We start from the raw sequence: 19,310 nt of genomic DNA, 5'->3' as shown, positions 1-19,310 counted from the left end.
GGGGGTCGGGATGAAACTTGCTTAAGCAAGAAGCACTTAAAAAATTCGTTACACCAGGAAATCTGATGTGTTCATCACCTTATCCGCAATTTTTTTCGCTGACAAGAAAATATTCGTGATATGAATGATTAACGCTACTTATGAATAGAAATGTGACGCGCGTCACCCCTTGGTGGCTCTGGCGTCAACGGGATCGCTCCCGAAAAAATCATCTTTGATAATTTGTGCTGTTTTAAGAATCATCCTGGTAAGGGGAGTACTGCGCAACCATGCTTTCAATTCAACAACCACTACTGGTTTTTAGCGATCTTGATGGCACCCTGCTGGACAGTCATAGTTATGACTGGCAACCGGCAGCCCCCTGGCTCAACCGTTTACGCGAAGCAAATGTTCCCGTCATTCTCTGTAGCAGTAAGACATCAGCGGAAATGCTGTACTTGCAAAAAACGTTGGGGCTACAAGGTTTACCGCTGATTGCCGAAAATGGCGCAGTGATCCAGCTTGCTGAGCAATGGCAGGATATAGACGGTTTTCCACGCATCATCTCAGGTATTAGCCATGGCGAAATCAGCCAGGTTTTAAATACGCTACGCGAGAAAGAACATTTTAAATTCACAACTTTTGATGATGTCGACGATGCAACCATCGCCGAATGGACAGGATTAAGCCGTAGCCAGGCGGCGCTGACGCAGCTGCATGAGGCGTCGGTAACGCTAATCTGGCGCGACAGTGACGAGCGTATGGCACAATTTACCACTCGTCTGCACGAGCTGGGCTTGCAGTTTATGCAGGGTGCGCGCTTCTGGCACGTCCTGGATGCCTCTGCCGGAAAAGATCAGGCTGCCAACTGGATTATCGCGACCTATCAACAATTGTCAGGCAAACGCCCAACCACACTTGGCCTGGGCGATGGGCCAAACGATGCGCCCTTACTGGAGGTAATGGATTACGCGGTGATTGTGAAAGGGTTAAACCGTGAAGGGGTGCATCTGCATGATGAGGATCCGGCCCGCGTCTGGCGAACGCAGCGTGAAGGACCGGAAGGCTGGCGTGAAGGGCTGGACCATTTTTTCTCCGCCCGTTAAGCGTTATCGCTCGCGAATACCCGATTGCGCCCGGCCTGTTTAGCGAGATAAAGTCGACGGTCGGCCAGTGACTGGAGTTGTTCAAAATCATAATCACCGGTTTCCTCGCTGCTGCTTACCCCCAGCGAGGCACTGATGCGTATCGTCGTACTCTTGGCGATCAACATCTCTTTTTCATTTAGCTTCAGGCGAATACGTTCTGCAACCTCCGCAGCCTGCGTCAGGCTCGCGCCTGGCAGAATCACACAAAACTCCTCACCACCGACCCGCCCGGCAACGTCCTGCGCACGCAAGGAACTGCTAATTAATCCGGCAGCATGAGAAAGAACACGGTCGCCCGACTGATGACCAAAGCGGTCATTAATCGCTTTAAAATGGTCAAGGTCGACCTGAATGACAGAAAAAGGATGTTGGTGCGTCTGACACAATTTAGCGAGCGGACGGGCTTTTTCGAACAGTGCGCCACGGTTATATAAACGCGTTAAGGTGTCGTGCCACGCCTGCCACTGCAACGAGCTTTGCAAAACATACATGTTGCTGACCATCCGGCGAATCACATACCAGGAGATGAGTAACATGGTGGTAAAGAGCGCCCACAGCAGGGTTAATGCAATGCTGATACTGCCGAAATCACCACGCACGCCTTCGCTTAGCGTATGGACGCGCACCAGCACACCGTCGAAATGGTCCAGACGTTCCCAGCTAACATAACGACTGTTCATACGAATGCCGCCCCGCGTGTCATGTTCCATTGCCTGCGCCAGCAAGGCCAGTTCACGAGGATCAAAAATATTCCCTGTTGGATGGTCAGGATTGGAAGAGGTCAAAAATCTCAGCTTACTGTCATAGAGCTGATACTCACCATCGAGGTTTTTATCGATGGCGTTTCTTAAAAATTGCTGCATGGTACGCACGGGAATACTCATCCCCAGCACGCCATACCAGTAGTTATTACTGTCTACCGGAACACTGACGGTAACCTGCGGTTCAGTATTGCTGGCGTGTTCCGGTTGCGAAGTGAACCAGCGTACCGCGCGGTGACGATTTTCTCGTTGCGAATGGCCGATAAACCAGGGTTGGGTGACATAGCCGTAATAACGCGTTGGTACATTGCGCGTAAACAAGGTCGGCTGCGTCGAAACGTAAAATCCGGCACGCGAGACATACATCGCCTGTTCAACCATCGACGAGGAGTTGTGTGCCAGTCGCAGCAAGTAACCAACTTCCAGTGCAGCGGTAATTTCATTGTCGAGGCTTTCATTTTCGCGAGACAGGAGATTCCCCTCGCTGACTAATGCATCCGACACGCCATTGACTGGCAGGGTGCGTCGTCGGTTGAGTTCGATTTGCCAGGCGTGCTCGTCGCGATGCTGTTCGAACTCGGTTACGGCATTACGCAGAGAGGTGAAATCCAGTGGCGCTACGAGAGCTTCGCGCATGCCATTACGCAAAAAGATCAGTTTGTCGACGTTATACTGCAAATGCTTATCGAGCGCGTTGGCTACGTTTTCCAGATGATTACGCTGGCTGGAGATATAGGCATCTTCCAGCACCACCACTTCACGCCAGGTCAGCAAGGTGGAAAAAAGCAATACCACGATAAAGCAGAGATTAACGACATGACCAGGCCCCAGGCGGCGTGCGAGTTTTTTCAACCAGCTCTGGTTTTCCATTTTTGTCTCGTGCTGCACCCTGACGACTCCCAACCTGCTTTTTTATGATTCTGGCATAACCCGGCGATAACGTACCGCAAAACAGCGATAATTTTATAATGGTGGCATGATAAGACGCGACTATCATTCATTGCAGGCATTGGCACACCAGGCCGGATGTGATCCGGCCTGGTGTTAATGATACCTTTTCAAACTTCTTCCGCAGAACGACTCCCCTCCCCCGGAACAAGCTCGGTTTCATGAAAAGCTTCCCGCTTGACCCCGTAACCGTCATACCAACGACACTCAACCATACCGCTGGAGTATCCGGTGACAATCATCCGCGGGCCGCCCTCTTTAACCGTAACTTCCTCACTAACCATAAAGCTCATACTCGCCTCCTTTTTTCGAGTGAAACTTGTTCACCTTAGTTGAAGATGGCGAATTTTGCATAATAGCCAGTGCGAGTATTAATGTGCCTGACCGCGCATTTTCGCTACTGCTTTCACTCCCAGCACCACGATGCCGCCGATGATAAATCCAAGAATCAGATTTAAAACAGTCGGTAATATCATCGCCACCACTGCACTTTGCTGCCCGGCGAAATGTTCAATGGCGTGATGCAGCGGCGCAATACCATGTACCACAATCCCGCCGCCGACGAGGAACATCGCCAGCGTGCCGACAATCGATAACGCTTTCATCAACCAGGGCGCAATGATCAATAACCCTTTACCTAATGCCTGCATCAGCGCGCTGGATTTTTCCGCCAGCCAATACCCCAGGTCATCAATCTTAACGATAACCCCTACCAGACCGTAGACGCCCACGGTCACTACCAGCGCGATGCCTGAAAGCACCAGCACCTGATTAAGCAACGGCGCTTCTGCCACAATCCCCAGCGTGATGGCGACGATTTCCGCAGACAATATAAAATCGGTACGAATCGCCCCTTTTATTTTGTCTTTTTCAAACTTCAGCGGATCCTGCGCCGCCAGCTTCTCCAGACGCTGCTGACTCTGCGCCGGATCTTCTTTATGTTTACGCGCCTCCAGCATATGCAGCACTTTCTCTACCCCTTCAAAGCAGAGAAACGCGCCGCCAATCATCAACAGTGGCGTAATCGCCCACGGGATAAACGCACTGATGATCAGCGCCAGCGGCACCAGAATCACTTTATTGATCAGCGATCCTTTCGCCACGCCCCAGACCACGGGAAGTTCCCGGTTGGCCCGCACGCCTGAAACTTGTTGCGCATTGAGCGATAAGTCATCCCCTAATACACCGGCGGTTTTCTTCGCCGCCAGTTTGCCCATCACGGAAATATCGTCCAGCAGTGTGGCGATATCATCGAGCAACGTCAGTAAACTACTCCCGGCCAAAAGCATTCCCTCTCATTTTTATTGTTGAAGGGTGTAAGTATGAAGCAAAAACGGTAGCTCTGATACTTGCTTCACAGGTCAACATTTTTTTAACAATCAAGTGCAATTATATCTCTCGCCAGCAGAATGATTTTCACGTTTACTATGAACCACCTTTTTATTTCCACCGTGAGGGATTATGCGTTTCCGCCAGTTGTTACCGCTTTTTGGCGCGTTGTTTGCGTTGTATATCATTTGGGGCTCAACCTATTTTGTCATTCGGATTGGCGTGGAAAGCTGGCCGCCGTTAATGATGGCGGGCGTGCGATTCCTGGCAGCCGGTATTTTATTGCTGGCATTTTTGCTACTGCGCGGACACAAACTTCCCCCGCTACGTCCGCTGCTCAATGCCGCGCTGATTGGCCTGTTATTGCTGGCTGTCGGTAATGGCATGGTGACGGTTGCCGAACATCAAAATGTTCCTTCCGGCATCGCCGCCGTAGTGGTTGCAACCGTGCCCCTCTTTACCCTGTGCTTCAGCCGCCTGTTTGGCATTAAAACGCGCAAACTGGAATGGGTGGGTATCGCCATTGGGCTTGCCGGAATCATCATGCTCAATAGCGGTGGAAATTTAAGCGGCAATCCGTGGGGCGCGATTCTGATTTTAATCGGCTCGATTAGCTGGGCGTTTGGCTCGGTTTATGGCTCGCGCATTACCTTACCTGTAGGGATGATGGCGGGTGCGATTGAGATGCTGGCAGCAGGCGTGGTGTTAATGATTGCGTCGATGATTGCGGGTGAAAAACTGACGGCGCTCCCTTCCCTTTCAGGCTTCCTTGCGGTCGGCTATCTGGCGCTGTTTGGTTCGATTATCGCCATTAACGCTTATATGTATTTAATCCGCAACGTCAGTCCGGCTCTCGCCACCAGCTACGCCTACGTTAACCCGGTGGTCGCGGTCTTGCTGGGTACGGGACTGGGCGGAGAGACGCTGTCGAAGATTGAATGGCTGGCGCTCGGCGTAATTGTCTTCGCGGTGGTACTGGTCACGTTGGGAAAATATCTCTTCCCGGCAAAACCCGTAGTTGCGCCCGTTATTCAGGACGCATCAAGCGAGTAAATGAATCCCCTGCGTGTCGATCTGCGCGCTGGCACCTTCGCCGCAGATCCACTCTTCCAGACGCTCGGTAAGCGCTTCATCCTTCAGCTTCTCGCGCCCACGTAACGCGCACTCCCAGACAATCAATACGCGCCAGCCGAGTTCCTGCAAGCGACTGATATCGCGGCGATCGCGCTCAACATTTTTACCTATCTTCTCCAGCCAGAACTCGGTTCGTGTCTCAGGCACTTTAAACAGATAGCAGTGATGATGGTGCCAGAAACAACCGTGGGTAAATATCACGCAGCGATATTCATCAACGACAAAATCCGGGCGTCCGGGCAGACTGGCGTCCTGAACGCGAAACGCCAGGCCCAGCCCGGTTAACAGACTGGCGAGGCGCTTCTCAATCACCGTATCACGCGTGGCAATCGCGCGCATATTTTTGCTGCGGGTGGCCTTATCGTGAACGTCGGCCATGTTGTGCCTCTTGCTGACGCAACGCCACCGCCTGTTTGATTTTTGGCTCAAGCAGTTTTGCCACCGCGGCAAAGACCGGTACGACCACCGAGTTACCGAACTGGCGATAGGCCTGAGTGTCCGAAACCGGAATGCGGAATTTCGCTTCTCCCGGCGCTTCAAAACCCATTAAGCGCGCACATTCACGAGGCGTTAACCGACGTGGACGATGTTGCTGATTCAGCGGATCGTCAAAGTCTTTTTCACCCGTGGCCATATCCCAACCGCGATCGATTAAAATTTCCGCGCCATCTTTGTAATAACGCGCAGACAGCGTACGCGTGACGCTTTGCGGATTGTTCGGATAAACCATTCCATAACCGAAGCCGTTACCGCGCGCCTGATGTTTTTTCGCATATCGATAGAGGTACTTCCACAGTACCGGCGTCAGGATATATTTCGCCTCGACCATCGGGTCCAGCAGCTGCGCCAGCGTCACTCGCTGCGCAGGGAAACATTCGCTGATATCACGCAGGGTAAAATCGGCTTTCAGATTCAGATCGCGACGAAACCCCACCAGCACGATGCGTTCACGGTGCTGCGGCAGGAAATGTTTACCATCGATGATTTTCGGATCGTCCGGCCCGTTATCTTCTGCATCAGCCACGTCATAGCCCAGTTCGTCCAGCGTCTGCATGATGATGCGGAACGTTTTACCCTGGTCGTGACTTTTCAGGTTTTTGACGTTTTCGAGCACAAACATCGCCGGACGACGCGCGTCGATAATGCGCACCACATCAAAGAACAGCGTGCCCTGGGTATCGCAGGCAAAACCGTGCGCCCGCCCGAGCGAGTTCTTTTTCGATACGCCAGCCAGCGAAAATGGCTGACAAGGAAAACCCGCCAGTAATACATCGTGTTCAGGAATGTGTTGACGAATATGTTCCGCCGCCGCCTCATCACTCACGCCTTCTTTATGGCTGAGGGTGATGTCGCGGATATCTTCATTAAAATGATGCGTCGCCGGATCGCAATAATGGTTGGCTTTATAAGTGCGAACCGCATGTTTGTTCCATTCGCTGGTAAAGACGCACTGTCCGCCAATCGATTCAAAACCGCGACGAATGCCGCCAATTCCGGCGAATAGATCGATAAAGCGAAACGCATAATGCGGATGATGTGCCGGTGGTTTGGGTAACAACGTTTGCAGATGGGCGAACTCTTTCTCACTTAAACGGTGCCATGCCGAGTCATTCGCCAGCGCACGTTTTAAAATTGCTGCGCTCCAGTGATTCTCACCCACACCATTAAGCTGCGCCACCAGCGTTTTAACATCATAAATTTGCAGCAGTTTCTCCAGCATTGCCTGTGCGGCATTCCCGGTGCTGTATGAATCGGTTACTGATATATTTTCCTGCATAGATTTAACCGGCCATCTGAGATGGCCGACAGGTTAACATAATTACAGCCATTTAGGGCCACGCGCTCAGCCCGCGGGTGAAAACGCATCTATCACCTTGTGATCGACACCTTCATTCTCCCCCGCCAGTTCGGCACTGAGCTTCGCCATAAACTCGACTAAAAATTGCGCGTTGTGCTGCGCCAGCTGCTTGCCTCTTGCGGTTTGCATGGTTTGCGGTAGCTTCAGCAACTTAGTCTGGAAATGATCCAGCGCGTAGCGTTTATCATCAAGCGGGCGATGCTGTGCGAACGGATCTTCACCATCAAACAGCGCCACGCCCAATGCCCCTGAAACGGCAAACACGCGCGCCAGGCCAATCGCCCCCAGGGCTTCCAGCCGATCCGCATCCTGGACGATTTTAGCTTCCGTTGTTAAGGGGGCGATTTGCGCGCTGAAACTGTGAGCGGCAATGGCATGACAAACGGCCTCGATTTTCTCCGCCGGAAATTGCACGAACTCTTCACGGAGCAGGCGACGCGTCTCTTCTGCCGCCAGGATTGAAGAACGCTGCCGTTGCGGATGATTTTTCGCCAGGCTCACAATATCGTGAAAATAACAGGCGGTTAAAATCACCAGCATATCGACATCGTCATCTGCCGCCAGCTTCTGTGCCGTAGCCCAGACGCGGCGAAAATGACATACGTCATGGGCCGCGTCCTGGTGCTGATGATGGTTTTTCAACCAGTTTTCGAACTGTGCCTGCCAGTGTTGTAAGTCCATACGCGCTCCGTTGCCAAAGAGTCGCAACCTTAGCAGTTTTTATTCATAGCGTCTGCTACGTGCGGGACGAGGTCGGGTGTACCAGGCAATGCTGCCTAACAATGCCCCGACCAGAGCCATAAATAAAAATCCGACCAGTGCCCCTAACCACTTTCCCGCGGTAGAGCCTAAATCGCTTTCAAATCCCGACACGGGGGCATCGGGGATCCGGCTCATCACCCAGATGTAACGCGCCATTGCCCAGACGAAATAGCCACACCATGTATAGAAAGCCCACAAAGCCAATTTGCCGCCAGGGCTGCGAGAGAGTCTCTCTTCCATCTTTGTCGAACCGTATTCCATTTTGAGATAACCCGGAAAATTCAGACTTAGTACTATTATGTGATAAAAGTCACATTTTTCCACATTGGATGAGCCAGTCAAGACTCAATCATTTTTTGAACAAATAGATAATTTTTGCGCAACGGCAGTGAATACAGGAAAAATCGTTTTGAGCGATTTTATTTATCTTTGATATCGGCTTTATTAATTCATTCAATCAATATATTAGCACTGATTACAATTATACCTTTTTATTATTCTGTGTCATGATGCCTCCGTTATTAGCCTTTTATCGTATTGTTTATATTTTTTGGGCCGGCATGATGCCGGCTTTTTTTATGCCTTCATTAATGTGCGCATGATCACACCAGCCGTTTGGCGCAACAATCATTGATACCCCCTATGTTTCCGCTCAACTCATAACATATTGATATACATTTATAATTTTCATGAATATTTATATTTAGAATTCATAAATTTGAATTATATTAAATAGATTAGAAACATTTTGAAATCTTTTAAATACATTTGTTACATGTAATCTTTAAAATAAAATGAACTTCATAGAATAGTATCCAAATGTGCTTTTTTTTGGATAACGGCACTTATTGATATATTCATGAAGATTATAATCACAAGGGAATACATAATGAAAAGAAAAGTTCTGGCAATGCTGGTCCCGGCGTTATTAGTTGCTGGCGCAGCAAATGCGGCTGAAATTTATAATAAAGATGGCAATAAAGTTGATTTCTACGGCAAGATGGTTGGCGAACGCATCTGGTCAAATACTGATGATAATAACAGCGAAAACGAAGATACCTCCTATGCTCGTTTCGGTGTTAAAGGTGAAACCCAAATCACCAGCGAACTGACTGGTTTTGGTCAGTTTGAATACAACCTCGACGCCAGCAAGCCCGAAGGCTCTAATCAGGAAAAAACCCGTTTAACCTTCGCAGGTTTGAAATATAACGAGTTAGGATCTTTCGACTATGGTCGTAACTACGGTGTTGCTTATGATGCCGCAGCTTATACCGATATGTTAGTTGAATGGGGTGGTGATTCCTGGGCGTCAGCTGACAACTTCATGAACGGTCGTACCAACGGTGTTGCAACCTACCGTAACTCTGATTTCTTTGGTCTGGTTGATGGTCTGAATTTTGCTGTGCAATATCAAGGTAAGAACAGCAATCGTGGCGTTACTAAACAAAACGGTGATGGCTATGCGTTGTCTGTAGACTACAACATCGAAGGTTTTGGTTTTGTAGGTGCATATAGCAAATCTGATCGTACTAATGAACAAGCTGGTGACGGCTACGGTGATAACGCTGAAGTGTGGTCATTAGCAGCCAAGTATGATGCAAATAATATCTATGCAGCAATGATGTACGGTGAAACCCGCAACATGACCGTTTTGGCTAATGATCATTTTGCAAATAAAACCCAAAACTTTGAAGCTGTTGTACAGTATCAGTTCGACTTCGGTTTACGTCCGTCTTTAGGCTACGTATATTCCAAAGGCAAAGATCTTTATGCTCGTGATGGACATAAAGGTGTTGATGCTGACCGCGTAAATTATATCGAAGTTGGTACCTGGTACTACTTCAATAAGAACATGAACGTATACACAGCATACAAATTTAACCTGCTGGATAAAGACGATGCAGCGATTACCGATGCCGCAACTGATGACCAGTTTGCAGTTGGTATCGTCTACCAGTTCTAATCAGCCAACGCGCCGCGGCGTGTTACTGTAAAACTTAACACTAGCCTGAGTTCGTCCCTCATCGAACTCAGGCTTTTTTATTGGCATTTCATCTCCATCTGCGGCACGCGCAATTGCCAAAGCATATCGATACAGCACATTACCCCGCCCCTCCTGCCACAATAACATCTACCAGCGACTCTTCCAGCCAACACCCCAAATGCACATTCTGATGAATTAACCCGTATTCCCATATAGAAATATTTGCAAAAATAGTGCATGAAAAAAGCTTTTTCTCTGCCAATCCGGGATATAAATATTCATCAGCACCACGATATTCCACAGTACTAAATCTCTCCCTGCCGCCCTGTACCTCTGATAATGGTCTAAAATCATTGAGGTCACTTGCGACGGCGTTGCTCAATAAGGAAAATTTGGCGTGAATAATATTCAACACCAGTGCAGCATCATCATTACATACTTACGCCCGCCGACTACCGCTTTCGATATATTGACTCAATTTTCCAGCCTGGGTAAAAATAACGACCAGCTCAGTCGCAAATATAGTGACTACCCTAACTAAGCAACAATAAGGAATACACTATGACTGTTCAAACAAGTAAAAATCCGCAGGTCGATATTGCTGAAGATAATGCATTCTTCCCTTCAGAATATTCGCTTAGCCAATATACCAGTCCTGTCTCTGATCTTGATGGCGTGGACTATCCAAAACCGTATCGCGGTAAACATAAAATTCTGGTGATCGCCGCGGACGAACGTTATTTGCCGACCGATAACGGGAAACTGTTCTCGACCGGTAACCATCCGATTGAAACGTTGCTGCCGTTGTATCATCTCCATGCTGCAGGTTTCGAATTCGAAGTGGCGACCATTTCCGGTCTGATGACCAAGTTTGAATACTGGGCTATGCCACACAAAGATGAAAAAGTAATGCCATTCTTTGAGCAGCATAAATCGTTGTTCCGCAATCCGAAGAAACTCGCGGATGTTGTCGCCAGCCTCAACGCTGACAGCGAATATGCAGCAATCTTTGTTCCTGGTGGTCATGGCGCACTTATTGGTTTACCAGAAAGCCAGGACGTGGCTGCCGCTTTACAGTGGGCAATCAAAAATGACCGTTTTGTTATCTCCCTTTGCCACGGCCCGGCGGCATTTCTGGCGCTTCGCCACGGCGATAACCCACTGAATGGTTATTCCATTTGCGCATTCCCAGACGCCGCAGACAAACAAACGCCAGAGATAGGCTATATGCCGGGTCATCTCACCTGGTACTTCGGCGAAGAGCTGAAGAAAATGGGCATGAACATTATTAATGACGACATCACCGGGCGAGTACATAAGGACCGTAAACTTCTCACCGGCGACAGTCCTTTCGCAGCGAATGCGTTGGGTAAACTGGCGGCGCAGGAAATGCTGGCCGCTTACTCGAGTTAATCCCTGTTACATTGTAATGTAAGCGCATAATCAATCGCAGCCACGTTAATACTCACGACGTGGCTGCGTTTTTTCATGGTTAATTTATGGCGTACTGAAGCCCGATATTAATTTCTTTGCGGTAACGTAATTCGGAACACGTTATGCTTATTGAGATAGTGATACGTAGCACTTCCCCCATGCAATTCGGCAATCGCTTTGACTAAAGAAAGACCAAGTCCCTGACCTACGGAATGACGCGAATTATCTCCCCGCCAAAATCTACGGAAGAGTTTTTCAGGCTCATGAATTTTCGTTCCAGGACTGGCGATATCAATATTAAGAGAACCGTTGGTATCAAGAAAACTGGTTATCTGAATACGCGATTTTTCTGGCGAATATCGAATAGCGTTAACAATAAGATTCGATAACATTCGTTGTAGTAAAATTTTATCCGCAAAGATTTGCTGATTGCACTCGACCTTAAAGCAAATCTCTTTCTCGTCTGAAAGGTATTCAAGATAGTCCAACAAATTTTCGACTTCCTTATTGAGAGAAAGCGAGTCCAGTTTCACCAAAACATTGTTTTTATCTGCCCTGGCAAGAAACAGTATATTCTCTGTTAACCGCGAAATATTTTCCAGCTCTTCAATGTTTCCGGCAATTGTTTTTTGATATTCAGAGATACTTCTGGTTTGACTGAGCGTAACCTGATTCTGACCCAGTAATGCATTAATTGGCGTTCTAAGTTCATGAGCGAGATCGTCAGCAAATTGACTTAGGCGTTCAAAATCTTTGACTAAGGCTTGGTGCATTTTATTCAACGCCTGCCCAAGAGGTTTTAGTTCTCTCGGTAATGCGCTAACCTCAACAGGCTCCCGGTTATCGTTATAATTCAGCGCTTCCGTTACACCACTCAACTTTTTGATCTCTCGTAACCCCGTTCTGATTAACAACGGACTTAATACTGAGCAAAGTATAATGGCGACAATGCAAATTATAATGCTATTAATTTTATATTGTTCAAGCATGTTATGTCTGGCTGAAGCCAATTTAGCCACAGTAACCGTTAATGATGGCGAAACTTCATCAATATTAATTCGTAAAGCATCTATCTCTGTATCATTAATAATGCTTCTGTAAATGCCAGCTGCGCTGATTGTCTCAGTAGCAGGTATGTTATTTAACATGTCATCACTGACATTCGTCCGGTTAACAATTTTATTGATGCCATCACCATGAATGATCAAGATATCCTGACTAACATCCATCATCCGGTTAAAGTACACAGGTAACGTATCTGGATTTACCCCATCAATTAACAACTGCTTGATCTGCGCTGTCCGGTTAATGAGTGTTGTATCATCGCGCCATTTCAACTCACTTGCCAGGCCATTATAGAGAGTCCATACAATTCCAGCGCCAGCAACAGACAGCACCAATATAAAAAGCAAGGTTAAACGGACGGTTATAGATAATCTTTTCATTATTTTTTTACCGCTACGAATGAATAGCCCATCCCCCGGATTGTGGCGATTAGCTTTTCAGGAAAAGGATCATCAACTTTTGCGCGGAGCCTGCGAATGGCGACGTCCACCGTATTGGTATCACTATCAAAGTTGATTCCCCAAATTTCACTCGCAATAACCGTTCTGGGTATAATTTCGCCAGCTCTGGAGGCCAGTAGCCAAAGTAACTGAAACTCCTTGCGCGTCAGTGTAATACTGATATTGTCCCTGCTCACACTTTGACTAACAGAGTCCATTCTTAAGCCACTGATTTCTAATGTTGAATTCAAAGCATGATGTTGCCTTAATTGTGCCCGAACCCTTGCCAGCAACTCAGAAAATGAAAAAGGTTTTACCAGATAATCATTTGCTCCACTGTCCAGCCCTCTGACTCTGTCATCGACAGAATCCCTTGCAGTAAGGCAAATAACAGGGGTTTGCTTTGCTGTTCTTAACGTTTGTAAGATCTGCCAGCCATCCATACCCGGAAGCATAATATCCAGAATGATCAATGCATAATCATCCTTCAGCGCAAGATAAAGCCCATCTCTGCCATCAGAAACGGCATCAATGACATAACCCGCTTCTGAAAGCCCCTGCGTTACCCACTCCTGGGTCCTTTGATTATCTTCAATAAGTAAAATCTTCATGAAAATAATATGCCATAAATCATATGTTATAGAAACAGCCTGGTTCATTACAAAATTGTAATGCTGCTGTAAGGTTACCCTGGACGCTTTTTCGCTATCCTCAAAACTCATTCACATGACAAGGATATAAACATGTTAAAGCGTTATTTAGTTCTCTCCGTAGTAACGGCTGCATTTTCATTACCTTCTTTGGTCTATGCTGCACAACAAAACATTCTTAGCGTGCACATTTTGAACCAGCAAACAGGAAAACCCGCTGCCGACGTGACAGTCACTCTTGAAAAGAAAGCGGACAACGGCTGGTTACAACTTAATACCGCCAAAACAGATAAGGATGGACGAATTAAGGCACTGTGGCCCGAGCAAACTGCGACTACGGGCGATTACCGTGTCGTATTTAAAACCGGGAACTATTTCAAGAAACAAAATCTTGAAAGTTTCTTCCCTGAGATCCCCGTTGAATTTCATATTAATAAAGTGAACGAGCATTATCATGTGCCTTTATTACTTAGCCAATATGGGTATTCAACCTATCGTGGCAGTTAATGCATAAATATGTAAAAGCAGATCTCTGCTACTGTTAGGGAGGACACTCCCTGACAGATTAACAGTAAACGGCTCTTGCTGGCTAACGACAAAAAAGTGTGATGGCTTATGAAAAAGAATCAATTTTTAAAAGAATCAGATGTTACGGCCGAGTCGGTATTCTTTATGAAGCGTCGGCAGGTGTTAAAAGCACTGGGCATCAGCGCGGCTGCACTTTCTTTGCCTCACGCTGCGCATGCCGATCTGCTTAGCTGGTTTAAAGGGAATGATCGTCCACCCGCCCCCGCCGGAAAACCGCTGGAGTTCAGCAAGCCTGCCGCCTGGCAAAATAACCTGCCACTGACGCCAGCAGATAAAGTCTCCGGTTATAACAACTTCTATGAATTCGGGCTGGATAAAGCCGATCCCGCCGCTAATGCTGGTAGCCTGAAAACCGATCCATGGACACTGAAAATCAGCGGCGAAGTGGCAAAACCATTGACCCTCGATCACGATGATTTAACCCGTCGCTTCCCGCTGGAAGAGCGTATTTATCGTATGCGCTGCGTAGAAGCATGGTCGATGGTGGTGCCGTGGATTGGTTTTCCGCTGCACAAATTGCTGTCGCTTGCCGAACCCACCAGCAATGCGAAGTATGTCGCTTTCGAAACAATTTATGCACCGGAACAAATGCCAGGCCAGCAGGACCGCTTTATCGGCGGCGGGCTGAAATATCCTTATGTCGAAGGATTGCGTCTCGACGAAGCAATGCATCCGCTCACACTGATGACCGTAGGTGTTTATGGCAAGGCGTTACCGCCACAAAATGGCGCGCCGGTGCGACTGATTGTGCCGTGGAAATATGGCTTTAAAGGGATTAAATCGATAGTCAGTATTAAGCTGACCCGCGAGCGTCCGCCAACCACCTGGAATCTGGCAGCGCCTGACGAATACGGTTTTTACGCCAACGTTAATCCGCATGTTGATCACCCGCGCTGGTCACAGGCTACCGAACGATTTATTGGTTCAGGCGGCATCCTCGATGTACAGCGCCAGCCAACGCTACTGTTTAATGGTTACGCCGAGCAGGTGGCATCGCTGTATCGTGGCCTGGATTTGCGGGAGAATTTCTGAATGCGTCTGACAGCAAAACAGGTGACATGGCTGAAAGTTTGCCTGCATCTTGCCGGATTGTTGCCGTTTCTCTGGCTGGTCTGGGCGATTAATCACGGTGGATTGGGTGCCGATCCGGTGAAAGATATTCAGCATTTTACTGGTCGCACTGCACTGAAATTTTTGCTGGCGACCTTGTTAATCACACCTCTGGCACGCTACGCAAAACAGCCGTTATTGATACGCACTCGCCGCCTGTTAGGCTTATGGTGCTTTGCCTGGGCGACACTGCATTTAACCAGTTACGCATTGCTGGAGCTGGGCGTGAATAATCTGGCGTTACTAGGCAAGGAGTTAATAACCCGGCCTTATTTAACGTTAGGAATTATCAGCTGGGTTATTTTGCTTGCTTTAGCGTTTACTTCAACCCAGGCGATGCAGCGAAAACTCGGCAAGTACTGGCAACAGTTGCATAATTTCGTCTATCTTGTCGCGATCCTGGCCCCAATACATTATCTGTGGTCAGTGAAGATTATTTCACCGCAGCCACTCATCTACGCTGGGCTGGCGGTACTGCTTTTAGTCTTACGGTATAAGAAGTTGCTTTCCTTTTTCAACCGGTTACGCAAGCAGGTTCACAACAAATTATCTCTATAACTTCATATTGCCGACAACGTACGCGTTATCCCTGCCGGATGCGGCGCGAGCGCCCTATCCGGCATACACAGATCGCATTAGGTTATGTTTCGTTTGTCATCAACCTCAAATTACCAACATAATTTATGTTATTTCAATAAGATAGCTAAGCACACCTGAGAGAACTATTCTCTTGTCTCCTAAGAGTTGTTGCATTTTGTTATATGTTACAATATAACATTACACATCATATACATTAACTCTGGAGGAAACTGTTTTGGCGATTCGTCTTCATAAACTGGCTGTTGCTTTAGGTGTCTTTATTGTTAGCGCTCCTGCCTTTTCGCATGGTCATCACTCACACGGCAAACCCTTAACAGAGGTCGAACAAAAAGCTGCTAATGGTGTTTTTGATGATGCCAATGTACAAAACCGAACGCTCAGTGACTGGGATGGAGTCTGGCAATCCGTTTATCCTTTACTGCAAAGTGGCAAACTTGACCCCGTCTTTCAGAAGAAAGCGGATGCAGATAAAACCAAAACATTTGCTGAAATTAAAGATTATTATCGCAAAGGTTATGTGACAGATATCGAGATGATTGGCATTGAGGACGGCATTGTTGAATTCCATAGAAATAATGAAACAACATCCTGTAAATATGATTACGATGGATACAAAATACTCACCTATAAATCAGGCAAGAAAGGCGTTCGTTACTTATTCGAATGTAAAGATCCTGAAAGCAAAGCCCCTAAATATATTCAATTTAGCGATCATATAATTGCACCACGAAAATCATCTCATTTTCACATTTTTATGGGTAATGATTCACAGCAATCTTTATTAAATGAAATGGAAAACTGGCCAACGTATTATCCCTATCAGTTGAGTAGCGAAGAAGTAGTCGAGGAAATGATGTCTCATTGAGTATTCTCATGATAACGCCTCGATGCCGCTTTAGTAAGTCATCATAACTGCCACTGGTCCATCCACAAACGCCACTGAACGCAAGCTAGCTACAGACACGCTCATCACTATGACGTGTCTGTATATTAATAAGCTAACCCGCATTGAGTTAACCAATAACGGATTCCATACACAATACGGCCAACAGAGAAAGATACCTGTGCTCACGCCATTGCTTATATTGGCTGGTTACAATGTGCACTATCAATTTTTTAAATAACAAATTCTTAAAACCACATCTGTATAAGGAATTTTTAAGGTTCGTGGGATAGCTTGACTTTGAAAATTACAGGAGCTACAAAAATGAACCGATTCTCAAAAACTCAAATTTATTTACATTGGATAACGCTGCTTTTTGTTGCAATAACCTATGCCGCGATGGAACTCCGTGGCTGGTTTCCTAAAGGTAGTAGTACTTATCTGCTGATGCGAGAAACACATTACAATGCGGGTATATTCGTTTGGGTGTTAATGTTTTCACGCCTGATTATAAAACACCGTTATAGTGATCCTTCTATTGTGCCACCGCCACCTGCCTGGCAAATGAAAGCGGCTTCGCTAATGCACATCATGCTTTATATAACCTTCCTTGCACTTCCTCTGCTGGGGATTGCTTTGATGGCTTACAGTGGAAAATCGTGGAGTTTCCTTGGTTTCAATGTGTCTCCCTTTGTTACCCCAAACAGCGAAATTAAAGCACTGATAAAAAATATTCACGAAACCTGGGCAAATATAGGTTACTTTTTAATCGCAGCTCACGCTGGCGCAGCACTCTTTCATCACTACATTCAGAAAGATAATACTCTGTTACGAATGATGCCTCGCCGCAAATAAGTCGATCCCCTGACAAGGAAATGTGAACCATGGACATCAACGCGTCATAAATGTTTACGCAAGTGCACAATGCACCCTTTCCACTATCAACAAGGAGGAGCAGAAACTGTGTAAATCGTACAATGGTAAGACTTATCAAAAATACAGGTTAATTTTGGTATTTAAACCTTTTTTACTTGTTAGTATGATACAAAGGCTTTCAAAAAAGCTGGGAAATTCAACAACTCTTGGAAATTATGGACTTTGTCCCGCGGCTTTAATCTGACGGCCGCGTTCCTTTTTTGGCTCAATTATTGACCCCTTCTCTACGCAACTTCAGTTCCCACCACCAACTTTGCGGCAGCTTCGTAGGATCAATGTCTAAAAGAATAATGGTGACCGATAAGAAAACGACTGAATAACTGCAGATTTTCGCTCGAAACCTTCCTGTCAGATCCATAGCGAATCAAGTGCTGAATGTCACAGTATCGAACAGAAAACAGTGACGATCTAACCCTTCAAGAATATTCTACGATTGTTCTGTTTAGGAAAAGCAAGGCGGGAAGTCGGGAGATAAGTCATTGATAAAGTGGCGGAGAGAGGGGGATTTGAACCCCCGGTAGAGTTGCCCCTACTCCGGTTTTCGAGACCGGTCCGTTCAGCCGCTCCGGCATCTCTCCGTTCAGATGGTTGCCATGATGCCAGGAAATTTGGCATTTTAACAGTCCCTGTCCGTGCAATTTTGTTCAAGTGACGAGTTTGCGAGCAAAACGATGATTAAGTGGCCCTGGAAAGTACAAGAATCAGCACATCAAACTGCCCTTCCCTGGCAGGAAGCACTATCGATCCCCCTTTTAACGTGTCTGACGGAACAGGAACAAAGCAAATTAGTCACTCTTGCCGAACGTTTTTTACAGCAAAAGCGGCTTGTTCCTTTACAGGGCTTTGAACTGGATTCATTAAGAAGCTGCCGGATAGCACTTCTATTTTGCCTTCCCGTTCTGGAGTTAGGACTGGAATGGCTGGATGGTTTTCATGAAGTCTTAATTTATCCTGCGCCATTTGTGGTCGATGATGAATGGGAAGACGATATCGGTTTGGTGCATAACCAACGTATTGTTCAGTCAGGTCAGAGCTGGCAGCAAGGGCCTATCGTTTTGAACTGGTTGGATATACAAGATTCTTTTGATGCTTCTGGTTTTAACCTGATTATTCATGAAGTCGCTCATAAGCTGGACACCCGTAACGGCGATCGCGCCAGCGGAGTTCCCTTTATTCCGTTGCGTGAGGTTGCTGGCTGGGAACACGATCTTCATGCTGCAATGAACAATATTCAGGAAGAAATCGAATTAGTTGGCGAGAATGCGGCGAGCATCGATGCTTATGCTGCCAGTGATCCTGCTGAGTGTTTTGCCGTACTTTCTGAATATTTCTTTAGCGCCCCAGAACTTTTTGCTCCTCGTTTCCCTTCATTGTGGCAACGTTTCTGCCAATTTTATCAACAAGATCCTTTGCAGAGACTGCATCACGCTAATGATACAGACTCGTTTTCGGCGACGAATGTTCATTAATTAACAACTTTGCAGATTAATTAACCAATTGAAATGACTTATGAAATTTAGTGTTGACAGACAAGGTACCGCTAAGTAATATGCGCCCCGTTCACACGATTCCTCTGTAGTTCAGTCGGTAGAACGGCGGACTGTTAATCCGTATGTCACTGGTTCGAGTCCAGTCAGAGGAGCCAAATTCTAAAAATTCGCTTTTTTAGCGCAATGTCACTGACCTTAGTTGAGCATTGCT

20 protein-coding genes and 2 tRNA genes are annotated in these 19,310 nt (G+C 47.0%); 11 read left to right on the top strand and 11 right to left on the bottom strand.

Annotated elements, in window-relative coordinates:
- Nucleotides 1–269 precede the first annotated feature (269 nt).
- A complete protein-coding gene (locus ACK8NJ_RS09435; RefSeq protein ID WP_411962382.1) occupies nucleotides 270–1,085 on the top strand; it encodes a mannosyl-3-phosphoglycerate phosphatase-related protein in 816 nt (271 codons plus the stop codon).
- On the opposite strand, the gene dgcQ is transcribed toward ACK8NJ_RS09435, so the two are convergent.
- The 3 genes from dgcQ to ACK8NJ_RS09420 all read right to left on the bottom strand — a co-directional run bounded on the left by dgcQ (nucleotide 1,082) and on the right by ACK8NJ_RS09420 (nucleotide 4,125).
- On the bottom strand, nucleotides 1,082–2,776 hold the full coding sequence (gene dgcQ / locus ACK8NJ_RS09430) for a cellulose biosynthesis regulator diguanylate cyclase DgcQ (RefSeq protein ID WP_411962381.1): 1,695 nt from the start codon (nucleotides 2,774–2,776) through the stop codon (nucleotides 1,082–1,084). The two genes, ACK8NJ_RS09435 and dgcQ, sit on opposite strands and share 4 nt — an antisense overlap.
- Before the next feature lie 170 nt (nucleotides 2,777–2,946).
- Nucleotides 2,947–3,129: a YodC family protein gene (locus ACK8NJ_RS09425; protein ID WP_000009307.1), complete on the bottom strand. Its 183-nt coding sequence runs from the start codon at nucleotides 3,127–3,129 to the stop codon at nucleotides 2,947–2,949.
- Nucleotides 3,130–3,207: 78 nt separating this feature from the next.
- Nucleotides 3,208–4,125, bottom strand: coding sequence for a DUF808 domain-containing protein (locus ACK8NJ_RS09420; RefSeq protein ID WP_000922683.1), 918 nt, complete (start codon nucleotides 4,123–4,125; stop codon nucleotides 3,208–3,210).
- A 172-nt stretch (nucleotides 4,126–4,297) separates the two neighbouring features.
- On the opposite strand from ACK8NJ_RS09420, the gene yedA reads away from it, so the two are divergent.
- Nucleotides 4,298–5,218, top strand: a complete 921-nt coding sequence (gene yedA / locus ACK8NJ_RS09415) for a drug/metabolite exporter YedA (RefSeq protein WP_001212226.1) — start codon at nucleotides 4,298–4,300, stop codon at nucleotides 5,216–5,218.
- Here the strand turns inward: yedA and vsr are convergent.
- The 4 genes from vsr to drpB all read right to left on the bottom strand — a co-directional run bounded on the left by vsr (nucleotide 5,207) and on the right by drpB (nucleotide 8,159).
- Nucleotides 5,207–5,677 (bottom strand): VSPR family DNA mismatch endonuclease, encoded by a 471-nt coding sequence (gene vsr, locus ACK8NJ_RS09410; RefSeq protein WP_001559286.1) that lies wholly within the window; start codon nucleotides 5,675–5,677, stop codon nucleotides 5,207–5,209. The two genes, yedA and vsr, sit on opposite strands and share 12 nt — an antisense overlap.
- Nucleotides 5,658–7,076 (bottom strand): DNA-cytosine methyltransferase, encoded by a 1,419-nt coding sequence (gene dcm, locus ACK8NJ_RS09405; RefSeq protein ID WP_001157239.1) that lies wholly within the window; start codon nucleotides 7,074–7,076, stop codon nucleotides 5,658–5,660. The genes vsr and dcm overlap by 20 nt, the downstream gene beginning before the upstream one ends.
- 66 nt (nucleotides 7,077–7,142) lie before the next feature.
- On the bottom strand, nucleotides 7,143–7,838 hold the full coding sequence (locus ACK8NJ_RS09400; RefSeq protein ID WP_000365574.1) for a phosphohydrolase: 696 nt from the start codon (nucleotides 7,836–7,838) through the stop codon (nucleotides 7,143–7,145).
- A 39-nt stretch (nucleotides 7,839–7,877) separates the two neighbouring features.
- Entirely contained in the window at nucleotides 7,878–8,159 is a 282-nt protein-coding gene (drpB, locus tag ACK8NJ_RS09395; RefSeq protein ID WP_001297704.1) for a cell division protein DrpB, read from the bottom strand.
- 649 nt (nucleotides 8,160–8,808) lie between these two features.
- Here drpB and ACK8NJ_RS09390 point away from each other — a divergent pair.
- Nucleotides 8,809–9,882, top strand: a complete 1,074-nt coding sequence (locus tag ACK8NJ_RS09390; RefSeq protein ID WP_000824361.1) for a porin — start codon at nucleotides 8,809–8,811, stop codon at nucleotides 9,880–9,882.
- 139 nt (nucleotides 9,883–10,021) lie between these two features.
- On the opposite strand, the gene ACK8NJ_RS09385 is transcribed toward ACK8NJ_RS09390, so the two are convergent.
- Nucleotides 10,022–10,318: a hypothetical protein gene (locus ACK8NJ_RS09385; protein ID WP_411962380.1), complete on the bottom strand. Its 297-nt coding sequence runs from the start codon at nucleotides 10,316–10,318 to the stop codon at nucleotides 10,022–10,024.
- Between the two features lie 146 nt (nucleotides 10,319–10,464).
- Here ACK8NJ_RS09385 and hchA point away from each other — a divergent pair, with 146 nt between their 5' ends.
- Entirely contained in the window at nucleotides 10,465–11,316 is an 852-nt protein-coding gene (hchA, locus tag ACK8NJ_RS09380) for a glyoxalase III HchA (RefSeq protein ID WP_328117144.1), read from the top strand.
- Nucleotides 11,317–11,423: 107 nt separating this feature from the next.
- Here the strand turns inward: hchA and hprS are convergent, their stop codons facing one another.
- Together hprS and hprR are read right to left on the bottom strand one after the other, a co-directional pair.
- Nucleotides 11,424–12,782 (bottom strand): two-component system sensor histidine kinase HprS, encoded by a 1,359-nt coding sequence (gene hprS / locus ACK8NJ_RS09375; protein ID WP_328117145.1) that lies wholly within the window; start codon nucleotides 12,780–12,782, stop codon nucleotides 11,424–11,426.
- The gene (hprR, locus tag ACK8NJ_RS09370) at nucleotides 12,782–13,453 is read right to left on the bottom strand and encodes a response regulator transcription factor HprR (protein ID WP_001339045.1); all 672 of its coding nucleotides are present in this window, start codon (nucleotides 13,451–13,453) and stop codon (nucleotides 12,782–12,784) included. The genes hprS and hprR overlap by 1 nt, the downstream gene beginning before the upstream one ends.
- 132 nt (nucleotides 13,454–13,585) lie before the next feature.
- Between hprR and hiuH the strand changes: the two genes are divergently transcribed.
- The 5 genes from hiuH to ACK8NJ_RS09345 all read left to right on the top strand — a co-directional run bounded on the left by hiuH (nucleotide 13,586) and on the right by ACK8NJ_RS09345 (nucleotide 17,528).
- Nucleotides 13,586–13,999 carry a hydroxyisourate hydrolase gene (hiuH, locus tag ACK8NJ_RS09365; RefSeq protein WP_194871080.1) on the top strand — a complete coding sequence of 138 codons (414 nt, stop codon included), beginning with the start codon at nucleotides 13,586–13,588 and terminating at the stop codon, nucleotides 13,997–13,999.
- Nucleotides 14,000–14,107: 108 nt separating this feature from the next.
- Nucleotides 14,108–15,112 carry a protein-methionine-sulfoxide reductase catalytic subunit MsrP gene (gene msrP / locus ACK8NJ_RS09360; RefSeq protein ID WP_411962379.1) on the top strand — a complete coding sequence of 335 codons (1,005 nt, stop codon included), beginning with the start codon at nucleotides 14,108–14,110 and terminating at the stop codon, nucleotides 15,110–15,112.
- Nucleotides 15,113–15,748, top strand: coding sequence for a protein-methionine-sulfoxide reductase heme-binding subunit MsrQ (gene msrQ, locus ACK8NJ_RS09355; protein WP_411962378.1), 636 nt, complete (start codon nucleotides 15,113–15,115; stop codon nucleotides 15,746–15,748). It begins immediately after the preceding gene.
- A gap of 256 nt (nucleotides 15,749–16,004) precedes the next feature.
- Nucleotides 16,005–16,655 carry a metal-binding protein ZinT gene (gene zinT / locus ACK8NJ_RS09350; RefSeq protein WP_001007767.1) on the top strand — a complete coding sequence of 217 codons (651 nt, stop codon included), beginning with the start codon at nucleotides 16,005–16,007 and terminating at the stop codon, nucleotides 16,653–16,655.
- 342 nt (nucleotides 16,656–16,997) lie between these two features.
- Nucleotides 16,998–17,528 carry a cytochrome b gene (locus ACK8NJ_RS09345; RefSeq protein WP_001079074.1) on the top strand — a complete coding sequence of 177 codons (531 nt, stop codon included), beginning with the start codon at nucleotides 16,998–17,000 and terminating at the stop codon, nucleotides 17,526–17,528.
- Nucleotides 17,529–18,097: 569 nt separating this feature from the next.
- Here ACK8NJ_RS09345 and ACK8NJ_RS09340 read toward each other — a convergent pair.
- Nucleotides 18,098–18,187 (bottom strand) — tRNA-Ser (locus tag ACK8NJ_RS09340).
- Nucleotides 18,188–18,280: 93 nt separating this feature from the next.
- On the opposite strand from ACK8NJ_RS09340, the gene mtfA reads away from it, so the two are divergent.
- A complete protein-coding gene (mtfA, locus tag ACK8NJ_RS09335; RefSeq protein WP_001302302.1) occupies nucleotides 18,281–19,078 on the top strand; it encodes a DgsA anti-repressor MtfA in 798 nt (265 codons plus the stop codon).
- Nucleotides 19,079–19,178: 100 nt separating this feature from the next.
- A tRNA-Asn gene (locus ACK8NJ_RS09330) sits at nucleotides 19,179–19,254 on the top strand.
- The last annotated feature ends 56 nt before the right edge of the window (nucleotides 19,255–19,310 follow it).

Source organism: Escherichia sp. F1, from assembly GCF_046764225.1.
GTDB lineage: Bacteria > Pseudomonadota > Gammaproteobacteria > Enterobacterales > Enterobacteriaceae > Escherichia > Escherichia coli.
The sequence above is the reverse complement of the archived record's forward strand: the minus strand, read 5'-3'. Positions and strand labels throughout refer to the sequence as shown.